Annotated in this window: 11 protein-coding genes; 4 read left to right on the top strand and 7 right to left on the bottom strand. The window is 48.0% G+C overall.

Annotated elements, in window-relative coordinates; translation table 11 throughout:
* Positions 1 to 61 precede the first annotated feature (61 nt).
* Positions 62 to 532 (top strand): DUF305 domain-containing protein, encoded by a 471-nt coding sequence (locus ACNFVB_RS09625; protein WP_226940946.1) that lies wholly within the window; start codon positions 62 to 64, stop codon positions 530 to 532.
* Between the two features lie 103 nt (positions 533 to 635).
* Entirely contained in the window at positions 636 to 1,376 is a 741-nt protein-coding gene (locus ACNFVB_RS09620) for a MauE/DoxX family redox-associated membrane protein (protein WP_430737339.1), read from the top strand.
* A 325-nt stretch (positions 1,377 to 1,701) separates the two neighbouring features.
* On the opposite strand, the gene ACNFVB_RS09615 is transcribed toward ACNFVB_RS09620, so the two are convergent.
* Both ACNFVB_RS09615 and lptD read right to left on the bottom strand, forming a co-directional pair.
* On the bottom strand, positions 1,702 to 3,087 hold the full coding sequence (locus ACNFVB_RS09615) for a peptidylprolyl isomerase (protein ID WP_430737338.1): 1,386 nt from the start codon (positions 3,085 to 3,087) through the stop codon (positions 1,702 to 1,704).
* A gap of 174 nt (positions 3,088 to 3,261) precedes the next feature.
* Positions 3,262 to 6,516, bottom strand: a complete 3,255-nt coding sequence (lptD, locus tag ACNFVB_RS09610; RefSeq protein WP_430737337.1) for an LPS assembly protein LptD — start codon at positions 6,514 to 6,516, stop codon at positions 3,262 to 3,264.
* Positions 6,517 to 6,914: 398 nt separating this feature from the next.
* On the opposite strand from lptD, the gene ACNFVB_RS09605 reads away from it, so the two are divergent.
* Positions 6,915 to 7,997, top strand: a complete 1,083-nt coding sequence (locus tag ACNFVB_RS09605; protein WP_430737336.1) for an aminoglycoside phosphotransferase family protein — start codon at positions 6,915 to 6,917, stop codon at positions 7,995 to 7,997.
* A gap of 102 nt (positions 7,998 to 8,099) precedes the next feature.
* On the top strand, positions 8,100 to 8,843 hold the full coding sequence (murU, locus tag ACNFVB_RS09600) for an N-acetylmuramate alpha-1-phosphate uridylyltransferase MurU (protein ID WP_274631646.1): 744 nt from the start codon (positions 8,100 to 8,102) through the stop codon (positions 8,841 to 8,843).
* A 120-nt stretch (positions 8,844 to 8,963) separates the two neighbouring features.
* On the opposite strand, the gene ACNFVB_RS09595 is transcribed toward murU, so the two are convergent.
* The 5 genes from ACNFVB_RS09595 to ACNFVB_RS09575 all read right to left on the bottom strand — a co-directional run bounded on the left by ACNFVB_RS09595 (position 8,964) and on the right by ACNFVB_RS09575 (position 15,981).
* Positions 8,964 to 9,080 (bottom strand): DUF2474 domain-containing protein, encoded by a 117-nt coding sequence (locus ACNFVB_RS09595; RefSeq protein WP_372046312.1) that lies wholly within the window; start codon positions 9,078 to 9,080, stop codon positions 8,964 to 8,966.
* 148 nt (positions 9,081 to 9,228) lie between these two features.
* The gene (gene cydB, locus ACNFVB_RS09590) at positions 9,229 to 10,245 is read right to left on the bottom strand and encodes a cytochrome d ubiquinol oxidase subunit II (RefSeq protein ID WP_274631647.1); all 1,017 of its coding nucleotides are present in this window, start codon (positions 10,243 to 10,245) and stop codon (positions 9,229 to 9,231) included.
* Positions 10,245 to 11,741, bottom strand: coding sequence for a cytochrome ubiquinol oxidase subunit I (locus ACNFVB_RS09585; protein ID WP_430737335.1), 1,497 nt, complete (start codon positions 11,739 to 11,741; stop codon positions 10,245 to 10,247). Before ACNFVB_RS09585 ends, cydB begins: the two co-directional genes overlap by 1 nt.
* Positions 11,742 to 12,241: 500 nt before the next feature.
* Positions 12,242 to 14,707, bottom strand: a complete 2,466-nt coding sequence (locus ACNFVB_RS09580) for an esterase/lipase family protein (protein ID WP_430737334.1) — start codon at positions 14,705 to 14,707, stop codon at positions 12,242 to 12,244.
* A 179-nt stretch (positions 14,708 to 14,886) separates the two neighbouring features.
* A complete protein-coding gene (locus ACNFVB_RS09575) occupies positions 14,887 to 15,981 on the bottom strand; it encodes a tetratricopeptide repeat protein (RefSeq protein ID WP_430737333.1) in 1,095 nt (364 codons plus the stop codon).
* Positions 15,982 to 16,197: the final 216 nt, after the last annotated feature.

Raw genomic sequence — 16,197 nt, 5'->3', positions numbered from 1 at the left:
ATTAATATAACGATCATTACTGGCATCTATCCATATAGGTGTCATTTATGGAGATAATCACATGGATATGAATAATAATAAATCGCAAATGAACCCGTATCTGAAGTTTTTTTTGATGATACTTACCTCGACCATCGTTATGTATATCATGATGTATTTTAATACCTATAAATGGGATCATGTGTACTTTAGTGAGACGCGTGCTTATATGGCGCTGTATATGGGCGCGATGATGGCGGTCATCATGCTCGCCTTTATGGGTAATATGTACAAAAAAACCAAAGTCAATTTGATGATTTATGGCTTAAGTGTCGTGCTATTTGCCTTTGGTCTTTGGGGCGTGCGCTCACAACAAACCGTCGATCAGGTGGATTGGATGCAGGCGATGATACCGCACCATTCTATCGCTATTTTGACCAGTGAGCGCGCCGATATCGATGACCCGCGTGTTCGTCAATTGGCAGATGACATCATCAAGGCTCAAAAGCGCGAAATCGGTGAGATGCAGCAGCTGATAAAAGAGCTAGAGTAGTCGAGCAAAGGTGGGTTTGACCGCTAATGTGTCCATATTCGTACTGACTACAACGTTTGCACACTGAGCTATCGGTGAGAATAAAGTGAAGGGAGTATTGAGCATGAAAACAGCAACCGTCTACCGTCTGGTAAAAGCCGATCACGTTTGCCCCTTTGGATTAAAGGCGCTCGATTTATTGCAGCGTAAAGGCTATGAGATTGAGGACAAACCTTTAAACAATGATGCTGAGACGCAAGCGGTCAAAGAAAAGTTCAATGTCACTACCACCCCGCAAATACTTATTAATGGCGAGCGCGTAGGTGGCTATGATGACCTGCAAGCCTACTTTGGTAAAAAGGTTGCTCAAAAGGAGGGCTTTAGCTACACGCCAGTGATTGCCATATTTGCTACCACCGCGCTGGCCAGCCTTTCGCTGACTTGGGGCATGAGCGATACGCTATTGACGATACAAACGCTTATTTGGTTTATCGCCTTATCGATGATTGTGCTTGCCATTCAAAAGCTACAAGATTTAGAAAGCTTTACCAATCAGTTTTTGGGCTATGATTTATTAGCACGCAAAATTGTGCGCTATGCGTATGTTTATCCTTTCGCCGAGGCTTTTGTTGGTATTGCCATGCTCGCAGATGTGGCATGGCTGAGTATCATAGCGGCTGTCGTTGCGATCGTTATCGGCGGTATCAATGGCGTCTCGGTGTTCAAAGCAGTGTATATAGACAAGCGTGAGCTTAAATGTGCTTGCGTGGGCGGTAACTCAAATGTACCGCTTGGTTTTGTGTCGTTGACCGAAAACATCATGATGGTCGCTATGGGGATTTATATGCTGGTTAGGTTTTTATAATCGTGTTTGTAATCGATTGAATTGATAATAGAAATACAAGCGTTAGGTGTGTTTCTTACGATAATCTGCCGCCTACTAAGCAACAAAAAAGGGTACAAGCGCTGGCATATACCCTTTTTTTTGACAGTGGTGTTTTTGTCGATGTTTATACGACAGCTTATGTTTATATAGTCGATTCTAAATAAAACAGATACATTATATATCAACGTGGAACTGGTATAAATTTTCCTTGCGTGCTGTGCCTGCGCTGCTCGATGCTGCGTAAAATTTATCCCAGTCCCACTGTATCGTTTTTATACTGAACTCACTATATACCGATAGGTGCTTAGCCAAGCACTTGGATATAAGCGCCCGCGCGTAGCTCTTGGAGCCAGTCTTCTTTTGCTTGCGGCGCTAGGCGTTGATACAGGGCTTGACGTGCCATATTGCGGCGATATTCGTCGCTGACGTCTTGCTGACGCTTGCCTTCGACTTGCAGGATATGCCAGCCAAATTGCGTTTTAAAAGGAGTAGAGTAGTCGCCCACAGTGGTGTTTTTCATCATGGCTTCAAATGGGCCTATCATATCGCCTTCACTAACCCAGTCCAAATCGCCGCCACGTCCGGCAGAGCCTGGATCATCTGAGTAGGTCGAGGCCAAGCTTGCAAAGTCAGCGCCACCGCGTAGCTGCTCATATAGGTCATTGATTTTTTGTTCGGCGAGGGCGTCTGTCTGCAGCTCATCGACTTTGACGAGGATATGACGAGTATGCCACTGCGGTACCAGCATGGTGTCACTGGCTTTTTTGTCAGCCAGTTTAATGATATCGATACCCTCTGGTGTGATGAGCGGTGCACTGACGGCGCCTACATCGAGTTTGGTAATCTCGCTAGATAGTTCTGTCGGTAGAGATGCTGCTTTATGGAAGCCCATATCGCCACCTTGGAGCGGGATAGGGTAGCTGCCTTGACTGGCGGCGATTGCCTCTGTGACATCGACATTTGGCGTAAGCAGGCGCGTACGTAAGGCTTGAGCGACTTTTAGTGCTTCTTCGCGCTGCGCCTCAGATAGGCGGCTATAGTCGTCCATATAAGGCACGCGCACATGAATGGTTTGGTATTCACTTTGGTTTAGGCGTTTGGCTTCAGGTGAGGCTAAAAACGCATCGATGTCTTGCTCACTGATGCGTACGCGGCTACTGATTTGGCGCTGCTGCAATGCCTGAATAGCGGCGTCTTCTATCAGTTTCGCGCGCAGAGCAGCATAGCTACCAGGTTGGGCGGCATCTAGGCGCTGTTGCAAGGCTGCGATACTATTTAAGCCTTCAGCCTGTGCGATTTGGCCAAGACGCTGATTGATGGCCGCGTCGTCGGGCGTCAGACCGATGCGTTTGACCATCGATAGTTGTAACTCACGCAAGATAAGGGCGTTTAGTACTTCAGACTGCAGCTGTGCTGAGTTGGCTATCGGCTCGCCCGCGGCTTGGGCGCGCGCCTGAGTTTGCTGAATGGCCTCAACCAACTCGCTCTTTAAGATAGCGTTTTCATTGACCAAAGCGATGATGCCGTCGGTACTGTTTGCTGGTGTTAAACGACTGGTGCTGGTTGGATCAGCAGCTTGGACGCTCGCAGGCTTGACGGTTGCCGCTTGAGCACCCAAAGTGAGCGCAAGGCTGGCACCCGTAGATAGCAGTACCGCGCGGCTGGTCTGACGTACAGAAAAAAATCTCATGATGCTCCTCATCAATGTCATCGCATCGGATGGTAGTCGGTTAACTCTACCCAATACACTTAATAATCAAATAATAGACAGGGTTGTCCCTAAAAGCCTAAAAATACAGGGTTATAAATATCGGTACCATTGCCTCGCAGTATCATTGCTGCGTCACATAGTACCTATCATGTCTTAGTCTTTCCAAGCGTTTTGTACAGGCTCAAAACCTAAGATTTTGTCAGAGAGCAGGCGGGTCAAACGGCTGCTACCACTGCCCAAACCATTTAGTCTAATCTCAGCCATCACCGCTTGGGTTGGTTCGTCCTTTACATTGAGGTCATTATAGTAACGACGACCATAAACTGCAAAACCAAAACAGCAGTCTTCGTAATCGACACCGACTAAAGAGTCGAGCATTTTATCACGGTTATAATCGTATTGACCCTGTGCCAATACTCGCCAATTGTTGTTGATAGGAAAAATGGCGGAGGCGGTAAAGGCAGACAATGGCAGTTGATCGGTGTTTTCGTCACGTTGACGCTTGACAAACCCGACGTTAAACAAACTATTGTCCGACGGCTGATAACGAAGCTCAGTGGTCACATAGTTTAGGTCATAGTCATTGGTCAAAGCGCCGCTGACATCGACCCAAAAGTTGTTATAAGGCTGCGTACTGGTATTCCATACCATTCCTGACGACGAAGAGGTAAAGACTGGCTGCTCATTCTCTAAGGTTACGCGTCCATTGTCGATATAAAACTGCTCTGCAATGCTACCATCAAAACGTGTCACACCCGTTGCATCGATGTAACGATAATTTATACCCGGCGTGATGGCGTGCAAATCTTGCAGACGATCGTGACCTAAAAACCAACTGTCAGAAAATAACTGTTCATAGTTGATAGAGGCAATACGGGTGTTGAAGTTTGGGATGTCGTTTTGATCTTTGTATGGCGAGTAGGTGTACTTTAAGCGCGGGCTGAGCAAACGGTAACCGCCCATGGTCTCATCAAATGCGCCAAATGGTGAGCCTGCTTGATAGAAGTTCAGTCCAGCGTCGATACTGGCCTGCGGTACAAAGACTGACTGGCTACCATCTTCTTTACTCAGCTGATTGTCCGCCAAGCTGTCTTCGTCATAAGACGTATACAGGTGCTGGAGGCTGAGCTTGGGTTTGACATAGCCCCATGAGCTTTCGATAGGGTAGACGGCGCTGATTTTATTATAAAGACGTGTGCCGCTTTTTTCGTTTTCTGAGCCATCATCGATGGATTTTTTGAAATAAGCGGAGTCATGGACACCAGTTATATCAAAATTATTAGCAGTGGGCAGGCGATAGTTTACGCTTAGCTGTGGTAAGCGTGAGTACGGTTTGTCCTTATCTTGCAACGCCTCGCCATCACCATTGAACGCATCGAGCGTCTGAAAAGTCTCAACTTTTAGCTCGCCGCTGACATAGTCGTTATAGTAGTTTAGGCGCGCCCGTCTTGGTAAGTTTACCGTACTATCAGATAAGCCGAGGGTATCAAAATCATCGAGATAATCTGAGTCTGACACGTAGCTGTATTTGGCATCGCCACTCAACCGCGGAATGCTCTTAGAAGACCACGCATGATCATAAAAAAAGCTACTGCGATCTTCATCACCATACTCTCGATCGTTTGGCAAATAAGAGCCATTAAAGATACCTTCGCCGTAGTTTTCGGTCAAATAGCGAAACTCACCTGATAGCATAGGGTTGCGATCGGTATAGATGTGCGTGTTGAGCGTGGCATCATAGTTGGGCGCTAAGTTAAAATAATAAGGCACATCAACTTCTAAGCCGTTTTCACTACTGACACTGGCGCTGGGTAACAAAAACCCGCTGCTACGCCGACTATCGATTGGGAAGTTAAAATAAGGCAAGTAAAATACGGGCACATCAGCGACACGAAAAGTCGTATTATATGCCTCGCCACGACCGGTATCAGTATCTAAATCGATACTTTTGGCGTCAAATTGCCATTTGCGATTGGTCGGTGGGCAGGTGCTAAACATCACCTCATCGAGCTCATACTGCGTCTCATTGGGTCTGTTTAGCTGCTTGGCATAGCCGTGAGCTTGTAATTCGACACTGGCAAACGCCACGTCTTTGGCGGTGGATTGGCCTGTTTCGGTGTTGTAATTGAGGCTATCGGCCACCCCGATGAGGCCGCCTTGCGTTGCTTTGTCTGTCAAATTGACTTGGGTTTGGTTTGCCTTGCGCTGCGCTGCTCGCCTGCCAGTTGCCTTGTCCGTAAACATGACTTTACCTTGCGCTGCCGCCACCCCGCTACCTAAATCCAGCAATACTTTGTCAGCTTCGATATGCTGGCTGCCTTGATTGATAATGACATTGCCTGATAGCTCAGCATAGTCGACATTGTCATAATAGCCGTAGTCTGACTCTGAAAATAGCGGCGCTTGCTGGTTTGGTATCTCACTGACATTCGGTGCGGTTTGTCCATTGATGCCGCCTGCTTCATTGACTGCCCGCTGATAATTGGGGTTGCGTTTAGGATAGACCCATTGACCCTCACAGCGCTGGGCGCTATCGATCGCACTAGGCAGCAGCTCTAGATTGCGGCCAACCTTTGGAATGGTTTGTGCACTCGGCATGAGCGCCTCTGGTAGCGCATTTGTCTCATCGCCTTGCAGACTCATGCTGCTATTGGTGTTTGGTGCCGCTGTCTCAGTCTCAGGTGTAAGCTCATAAAACTCAGCCAACCGTTTGAGGCTGTCTTGAATACTCTCGTCGCTGTTAGTGATATCAGTGTCATTATTATCGTTATGGGTATCAGAGCCAGCGTTGTTATGGATGCTGTTACTGGTATCAACCTCAGGATTGGCATGGTGACCCATAGTGGCTGTGGTATCGATATCTAGAGTGCTGGCCACTTGCTCAGGCGTTTGCATGGAGGCATTGTCGGTATTGATGGTGCCGGTAGGCTCATCAAAAAAAGTGTCGCCGCCATACTGCGCATCGAGCGTGTCGGGTATTGCAGGGGCTGGCACAAATGCTGGCGGCAAGACAGAGCCTGAGACGCTACTGTCGTCATTGCTATTGCCGTGGTTATTGATCGCTGTTGTCCCAAGTGACGGGCTTGGCGTACTGTCGCTATCACTCGATGCACGGGCATTGTTTGCATGGGTATGGTTTACAGTTGGATTTTTTGCGCTGGGCGTAAGAGCGCTTTGAGGATAATGGATATCTTGGTCAAAAGCATGGTGGGTGTCTTTTGCCACGCGACTGGTAGACTGATTTGCTGCCAGATAAGCAGGACGGTGCGCGCTATCCGCAGACAGGGGCTTGGTCGTTTGTGTCTGTGGTTCTGCCTCGCTGAGTGCGGCATTGACCGCAAGGCTCGATAAACCTAACGCGCCAAATAAGATCAAACGAATGCTTTGGTAGAGCGAAGAATATAGCAAGGGCACACCTATGATTGCAGAGCCGGTTAGATTGCGATACGTAATTGAGTGGCCGTATCTTTTAGGTACTGTCATACATCAGCGCCGACAGATTGAGCTTATTATGCTAAATGGTGTCAACAGTCAGGCGGTTTTACATATAATGACGACTAATCATAGTCAAAAAAAACCAAATCAGCTACACTATTTACCAAAAATTATAAGATGAGCACAGGCTGCTGCATTTATGCTCAGCAATAGCCATCGTGCCACACGCGCGCTTATCTACTGATAAAAGCGATGATGACCAAGATAGGCGTCACTATTTTAGCAAGGTTTTGCCAGACTTATCACTACTTTAGTTGTTGACCACCGACATTTACTTTTTTATAACCGATAATACGATTTTAGAGAGCCCTATGACCCAGCCGCTACCCAACAGCCGCCAGCAGCAATTGCACGACTGGCTACAAGCAGTCTTTACAGAGCAGACCTTTGACTTACAGAGTCTGCCAGGAGATGCCAGTGCGCGTCAGTATCATCGCCTGCAGCTGACAACAGAGCCTCAATCGCAAGCGGCACGTTATATTGTCATGGATTCGGCTGATGAACAAGACGCTATGCGTCAGTTTATCAATGTCGCCAAATTGATGGCACCTGTGATCAATGTGCCAACGCTGATCGCGCAGGATGTGGCAAAAGGCTTTTTGGTGTTACAAGACTTTGGTACGGTAGAGTTTGCTCATTTGCTGGTTAAAGCCACACCCGAGCAAGTCGATCGCCATTATCAGCTGGCCATGCAGACGTTGGCCGCATTACAAACACTCTCTGTTGAACAAGCAAAATCTGAGCATCAGCTGCCTGATTATGACAGTGCACTGCTAGACCGAGAGATGGATTTGTTTAGTGAATGGTTTATGCCATATATCGGCGTGGCAGTTGATCCAAAGCTGTGGCGGGCGCTAAAAGCGGTATTGATACAAGAGATTTTGCAGCAGCCAGCAGTCGTCGTCCATCGCGATTATCACAGCCGCAACTTGATGCAAGATCAAGCCGATCACTCACGCTTGGGGGTAATTGACTTTCAAGATGCGGTGATTGGCGCTTATACTTATGACTTGGTATCGCTGCTGCGAGATGCTTATGTGGAGTGGTCTGAGCCGCAGATATCTGCATGGACACGTGATTTTTGGCAATTACAAAAGCAAGCAGGTGTGAGCACAGCTGCCGATATCGCGCAGTTTGAAAACGATATGAATGTCATGGGTGTCCAGCGCCATCTAAAGGTGCTGGGAATCTTTGTCCGCCTATCGCAGCGCGATGGCAAAGACCGCTATTTGGCCGATATTCCGAAAGTGATGCGCGATTTTATGGTTGAGCTAGAATGGTTGGAGGCGCATGGCAGCCTGCAGATGCAGCAAGCGGTGGCACCTTTTAATGATTATCTAAGAGAGCACATATTGCCAGCGTATCAGCGTCAGTTTGTGCAGCAATATATTTAGGCCATTTTTAGCCCATTTAGATAATTATCGAGTGAATTGAAGGCACACCCTAGGCAGTATTTAGCAGTATTAAAAAAGCAATAACAAAAACACGGAGCGCACATGTCTGAGACCAACCAAGCAACGATTACCCAAGCAATGATTTTGGCAGCTGGCAAGGGTACGCGTCTGCGGCCGCTGACTCTTGAGACACCAAAACCACTCGTTGAAGTCGGTGGACAGCCTTTGATCGTCTGGCATATCAAGGCACTACGAGCGGCTGGTATTACCGACATCACCATCAACGCCTCATGGCTTGCCGATACCCTGATAGAGAGGTTGGGTGACGGGGCACAATATGGCGTGACCCTGCATTGGTCGGTCGAAAGCGATGAGCCACTGGAGACGGCAGGAGGGATATTTCAGGCGCTGCAGGCAGCCAAACTACGAGATGAGCCGTTTATTTTAGTCAACTCGGATGTGTGGACGACTTACGATTTTTCGCAATTGATTGATTATAAGCTGGGGGCGGACCAGCGCGCGCATCTATTGCTGATTGATAATCCAGAGCATAATAGTGGCGGAGATTTCGCCATTAACAATGGTCTTGCCAGCGAGCAGCCGATTGATAATGCGGACAAATATACCTTTGCTGGTATCAGCGTGATGTCGCCAAGACTGGTCGATGGGTTGGCCTCAGGTCAGCCAGCGGCACTGGCACCGCTGCTCAAGCAGGCGATGATGAAGTTTCAAATCACCGCCGAGGTGATAGCAGATAACTGGATAGACGTTGGCACACCTGAACGTCTGACGCAAGTCAATGAGTTTATCGATGATAAAGGAGCCGCCAGTCATCAAGGCGCTTAGCGCTCACTGTCTATAGGACAATAAAAAAGCAGCGACCATTTATTTATGGCGCTGCTTTTTGGTTTGTTAAGGCACGATAAGCCATAAAGGGTGGGTTACCCAACGCTAGGTATCTATGAGCTAGACACCCATAGCCAGCTTAATCAATTGGGCAATGGTAAAAATCACCAAAAAACCCGCGATATATAGACCAATAAACCATGCCCATTGTGATTGCTTTTTACTGAGCTTTTTCATATTCGTCTCCTACCTTTTTATAGATACGCCATACGAGCGGGCGTAGTGACCGCCACCTTTTGCGGTAGCCTGTCACTTTTTAGCTGTCATTTTTCTGGTGCTACTTGTTTCTCATGCTACTTGTGCTGACTTAGCACATATACTACGCCTAGTACATATGCTCATGATCTGTCTTGCCCTTAAAAGTATAGTAGGCAAAAGCAGTATAACTTAAGATAATCGGTAGCATGATAGCGGCCCCAATCAGCATAAAGGATAGCGAGGTGTCCGCTGCTGCTGCTTCATAAATCGTCATTTCATACGGGACGATATAAGGGAAAACGGCAAAACAGACCCCGATATAACCCATCAAAAATAACGCCACCGTCAAGAGAAATGGGCGATATTCACGCTCCGTCTTTAAATCTTTACGCATCAAAAAGAACAAGAGCAGCGCGATAATCGGCATGGGTGCCAAATATAGCAAGCCTGGGAAGCTAAACCAGCCCTCAAGCGCCTTGATATCAGAAAAATACATAAAGCCTGTGACGACGACCATTGCGATGATCAGTGCCAATAGCATCCAGCCTGAAACCTTGCGTGCCCATACTTGTAAAGTGTGCTCGGTTTTGATAATGAGCCACGTAGAGCCAAGTAGCGCATAGCCGATAATCATGGCAATACCGCAAATGATAGAAAAAGGTGTGAACCAATCAAAAGGCCCGCCTGTATAGAGACGATTGCTTGCCTCAATCCCTTGTATCAACGCGCCCAACATCAGCCCTTGGCAAAAAGTCGCCACCACGGAGCCGATAAAGAAAAAACTGTCCCATACGTGCCGACGTGAGGAGGCTTTAAAACGAAACTCAAACGCCACGCCGCGCATGATCAGGCCAAACAGCATAAAAATGACCGGCAGATACAAGCCTGTCATGATAATGCCATAAGCGACTGGGAAAGCTGCGAATAAACCGCCACCGCCCAGTACCAGCCACGTCTCGTTGCCATCCCAAAAAGGCGCGATAGAGTTCATCATGCGGCTACGGTTTTTGTCTGAGCCTGCAAAAGGAAATAAAATCCCGCAGCCCAAGTCAAAACCATCAAGCAACACATAAATAAAGACAGATAAGGCAATCAAGCCGCCCCAGATCAAAGGTAAGTCTAATACATCACCGTAGTTAAACATTAGCGTAACCCTCCATCATCGACATCATCAGCAGGTGTATCGATATTTTCTTTTGTACTTTGATCAGGACTGCTATCACCGCTTAGTGTCCGTCCCTGACTTTCTGTGACTGAGTGCTCATAGAAGTTGTCCTCAGCGGGATCTTCAAACGGTTTTGGCCCCTGCGCGATCAGTCGCAAGATATAAAAACTCCCTGCGCCAAAGACAAAGATATAGAGTACGATAAAGCCAATTAAAGTCGTCGCCACCTGCTGTGCTGCAATGGGCGACATACTCTCGCTAGTACGAATGACTTCATAGACGGTCCAGGGTTGACGTCCTGTTTCGGTGACGAACCAGCCAGCTAGTATCGCAATAAAGCCCATCGGCGTCATAAACATCCAAGCCCTATGGAACCATTTACTATCAGGATTAAATTGTTGTTTTTTAAAGTACTTGTAAACACTAAATAAGCCAACAAGCACCATAAGCATACCAATACCCACCATAATACGAAACGCCCAAAATACAATAGCCACAGGGGGCTGATCTTCAGGTGCCCAGTTTTTGAGACCCTTAACCTCACCATCAAACGAATGGGTGAGAATCAAGCCTGAAACATAAGGGATGGCTACCTCGTACTTATTGGTTTGGTTTTCTTGATCAGGTAACGCAAACAAGCGCAGAGCCGCGCCGCGCTCATCTTCCCAAATACCTTCCATCGCCGCCACTTTTGCAGGCTGATGTTCAAGGGTGTTCAAGCCATGCTCATCACCAATGAGCACCTGTGCTGGCGCGACAAATATCGCCATAATCATCGCCATACCTAGCATCACGCGGCCATGCTGGCGATGATCTTGATGTTTTTTGGACTGCAGGTAATAGGCACCAATACCGCCGATGACAAAGGCAGTAGTCAAAAATGCTGCCGTCACCATATGTGCAAGACGGTAAGGGAAGGAGGGGTTAAAGATAATCTCAAGCCAATTGGTTGGATACAGAAGGCCATCAGCGCCTATCATAAAGCCTTGCGGCGTCTGCATAAAGCTATTAGCTGATAAAATCCAAGTGGCTGATATCAGCGTGCCGACAGCGACAATTGCCGTCGAGGCAAAGTGCATGCGTTTGCTGACGCGCCCCCACCCAAACAGCATAATCCCCAAAAAGGACGCCTCTAAGAAAAACGCGGTCAATACCTCATAGGCAAGTAGGGGACCTAAAACGTTACCAGCCTTGTCCGAAAACACCGCCCAGTTGGTACCGAACTGGTAGGACATCACCACGCCTGATACCACGCCAAGACCGAACACCACGGCAAATATTTTGACCCAATGCTTATAGACTTCAGCATAAATAGGCTCGCCGGTCTTTAACCAACGGAACTCAAGCACCGTCAGCCAGCTGGCCAGACCAATAGAAAAGGCGGGGAAAACAATATGAAATGAGATAACAAAAGCGAATTGGATACGCGCAAGCATCAGCGCATCGAGCTGGTCAATCATAAACGTAGCGAACATAAACGGTTACCCTTATCTGTTAGCTGAATAGCGCAGGCTTCCCTCAAACGCTCAAATAACAGTCTGCATACTGTCTTTATTTATATATAGGCAATAGGCAGATTGTGTTTCAGTATGGATTAGCACGCGACCTAAATGATACATGGTGGCTAAGCTAACGACTGTTTAGCTGAATTAAGTAATTTACATCCTTATAAATTAATACATGACTATTATGTGCTTTCAATATATTATGCGCCTCCCTCGGTACACACGCAAGCGATGCAGCACCCTGGTGGCCTACCTAGTAGTCACGAGTATTTGTGCTAAAAAACAGACAGCTTCTTTAAAATAACAGTAAAAACAATTAGTTGTGATAAAGTTTCTGCACTACTATCAGGGCGGCTATTATGCCTGTCTATCATCGAGTGAGATGCAAATCTGCAACATGTTATCAGTTTGTAGCGCTTCTACATTTCCTTACAGTCAGCTGCTCATTATCTGCGGCAACGGCTCGAGTGTTATTCTTGTAATTGCTTGTGCAAGATCCGCCGTAGCGTCAAGATGGTCTGGGGGTTGCTCTGAATACTATGACCCCCATTTATAATGGTCTCAGAAGCTGCACCGTCTAAGTGCGCACTGGTATAAGGTACGATGCCGTCTGATAGACGTTCAGTCAACGCTTGACTGATGTTTTTATTGACAGTGACTGCGGCCACCAGCGGCTGTGTCGATGCTTTATCGTTAGCAGCGTCGGCGGTACTGTCTTTCTCGTCTTTTATGGCTTGTGACAAGTCGATTTTGGCATTGCCTGGCTGCATCTGTGCCAGCCCTTTGGTGATATCTGAATCGTTATTAGCGATAATGGAGTGATAGGTAATACGATCGTTAATAGAGATATCTTTGGTTAGTTGGATAAATGAGGATTTGTCACTCAGTTGGCTGGCACCGTTTTGTAGGTATAAAGCGCCAAGTGGGTTTTGTGCCAAGTCGCCTTGGGTGGCAATGGTCGCCAGATTGTCTGTGACCGTCTTGACCAGCCCAACGGGCAGATACACAATGCGGCGTAGCGCACGGGTAAACCAGCGGTCTGCATAATCGGTGCCGCGAAACGGTGCTGATAAAAACACCGCTGTATCCACTTGCGGTAAGGTTGTGAGCTCAAAGCGCTCTTTGAGCTCGGTCTCACCAAATGAGGCTTTAAGAGCATCGCGAATTTGCCGCTTTTCGCTATTAGAGAGCAGGTTTTGATCGTCTAAGCTGTCTAAATCGTCGACCAGATTGTCGTCTGATAGCATCATACGGGCGATGACAGCGCCCATGCTGTGGCTGATAATCACGCTATTTTTACTGGCGCGGTTCTGTCCTTGTGGGTCGGTTTGGGCATAAGTGCTATTGATCAGGCGCTGAATTTGATAGCGGTTTTCTAAAATCGGTAGATTGGTGGGATAAAATATCTGCCAGACTTGATAGTTATCACGCAGCTTATCATCGTTTAAGATATCGTTGGTCAAATTGACCCACGTTGCAGGACTAGAGGCGAGGCCGTGCAGCATAATCAGCACGCGCTTATCAGGGTCATAGGGCTCGAGCATAAACAGCTTGGGCAGTCGGGCTTCAGGCTGGCGAGTGATGAGATTAAGATAACCGACACCATCCAGCTGGTTTTCTGCCAACCAAAGACCATAGCCTGCCGAAAAATTGGCTGCGATGGGGTGGTTATCACCCAAGATATTGACATGCTCTGTTTGATACGGGTTATAAAGATGGATATCGAGCGTGCGGCTGCTCAGCGTGTCTAAAACGCTATTGCCGCTGGGCTTGATAAGACCGGTCAATAACAAATGGCCTGTAGGATAGATACGCGAGCTTGGGTCGCTCTCATTCTCATTGACGCTGTCGCTGTTTTGCTCAGAGGACAAGCGCCCCGCCAACGACGACGCCAATAGTTGCCGAATCGTTGTGGTATAACGATCATCTAACGATGCCACTAGGCTGATGCCCAGCCCCGGACGTTTGCTGATAGAGTTTAGGCCAGAGAGGCGCAGCTCGTAAGTGGAGACTAGGTCAGCAAGTGCTGAGGCTTGCTTGTGCGCATTTTGTAAGTAGCTAGTTTCGTTTGGCAGATAGACGCCAAGCTGATAGTCATCGACGGCTATTTTCATCACTTTGATTTGGTCAGTGGGTTTGCCTGTGAGCGGTGATGAATTGGCGATGGCTGCTTGCTCGCTGCTATCATGCTTGCTTGAGGTGATGGGGAGGTATTCTATCTGTGCCTCGCCCATCAGTTTGTCCGTGCCATCAGCGGACTTGTACAGCTGAGTGATAATATCGTTGCTGGCCGCGTTATATATGTCTTGGGTCTGAATATCCGTATCATTGGGAATACGGTTTTGTTGCTGCGACTGTCCGCTGGCCTTATCCGCTCCCTCAAAATCGTGTACGAGCGCGTCATAAAATAAATAGGTGTAGCTCGATTTTACTGAATCAAATAGCCGCTCTTGATAGTCATTGAGACAGCGACTGGTGTTTTGTTGCTGGGCTTTGGCGTCTTCTGCACTTAGCGGCGCATTGGCATAGTAGGGATCAAGCGGCGGACGAGACAAGGCGTCGCGGCAAGCCTGCGAGCGTGCCAGCTGACGGGCTTTGGCATAGTGTAGCTCGGCAAAAATCGCTAAAGCAGGGCGGTAGTGTTTATTTAGTATGCTATCGGTCAGCTGCGTCAAGCACAGGTCAAACTGCTGCATACAGGCTTGCTCGTTTAGCCCTGCAGATAGCAGCGCTGAGGCGGTGTCACTACTCAGTTTTTTGTCAGTGACGATATTGCCGCGCTGGTCGGTGATGGTCTTTGCGGAGGTTTGTTTGTTGACAGACACCGTGCTGCAGGCAGGCAGTAGCGCTACTGCGGCAAGCAAGACTGCTAGGGTCATCGACCGCATTTTTTGATTGGTGTGCATCATCGGTTTGATAAGGCTAAACGGCGTCATAAGTCAATCCCAAAAACGAGTGTCAAAAAGGCGAAGGAGTGCCGGCAGGCGTGCAGATAAGTGTAGCGTAACTTTTGTGATTAGACTATTTATTATCCAACAAAAAAACGCCTTCATTTTTAGTGAGAAAATGAAGGCGCTATAGGGGCTATCGGTCAAACAGGCTGATGTACAGCAGATTAGACGCTTGGTTTGACATTGATGTCAGGGGCAGGAATATCCCAGATATAAAACTTACCTTCTTCGATAAGTTTGATTTGCTGAGGAATAATGTCGTTGTCGGGGTTCTGACTTTCGAGGCGACGCAGACGCTCCAAGGCTTTGTCACGGCGATCGCTAAGAAGGTCTGATTGTGCCAAGCTTTGCTCTGCTTCGGTGTAGCCCAACGAGACGGCACGGTCTAAGTACTTTTGACCTTCTTTAAACCCGCCACCTTCTGAGAGCATCATGCCATATAAGAAGTTGGCTTCGCCGCTGTCTGGCTGAATTTTGATGGCGCGATCCACATACTGCCCACCGCGGATGGTATAGTCCGAGCCCAAGTCTAGGTTACGGCCCATGCCATTGAGCTTCGCGGCCCGAATCAGTACATCATAAGACGCGTTTGGCTCTTTGGCATAAGGCTCAATCCACTCTGCCAACACCTTGATTTTTTCGCGGGTGTAGTGACGCTGTGAGCGGTTAGGGAAGTTGGGTGGGTAATGACGAGCGTTGGGTGAGACATCTTTGATAAAGTCATCGAGTAGGCTGACATCAAGCTTGTCATTATTATCGCCCGTCTGTTGCGGAATCAGTACCGTTGGTACAAAGCTGACATCAGACAGTTGTGCTTGCGGCGTGGGGATGTTGGTCAGCTGACCACTACGAAGGTCGATGCCAGTGGCATTCATCGGACCTGGATCGTAGACACGTGTGGTACCAGTGAATTCAGGCGTCGCTGGTGGTCTGACGTCTTGTGGCTGCAACGTACTCATCGGCGGGCGGTTTTGTACGGTGGGTGGCTGCGGTGCGGCAGCTTGAGGGGCTGGTGCATTGTTTGTGCTAGCCGCGTTATCTGCCTTTGGCTGAGCCAGACGAATGACACGTTTGCTTGAATCGATGGCGCTCGGTACAGAGGCGGCGTTAGTGGCATCAGTCGCGCTGCTCGCAGCTTGTGCTTCGGCTGCATGAGCAGGCGCAGAGAGCATCATAGCGCAAGCGGCAGCAACGGCTGTCAGAGTTGCCAGCGCTGGCGCCTTGGGAGATACGCTGGTCGATAATGTAGTGGTTTTCATAAAAATAGCTACCTTATTAGTAAGTCAATATTAGTAAGTTAGTGTTTATTAGTATTCATAGGTCAGTTGTTGTATGATTTTATAATGTAGCTGATGGGCAGTATTTACTCATCTGAAAATACCAGATACCTGAGACATCTCAGGGCAAAAGCGTACAAATTTTTCATACCCTAGCAAATTAAACTGATCGCTATCAGTAGTAGGATTGTTAATACG

It is taken from the genome of Psychrobacter sp. VH5 (genome assembly GCF_050572635.1).
Taxonomy (GTDB): Bacteria; Pseudomonadota; Gammaproteobacteria; order Pseudomonadales; family Moraxellaceae; genus Psychrobacter; species Psychrobacter celer.
This window is presented reverse-complemented; position numbering and strand designations above follow the sequence as displayed.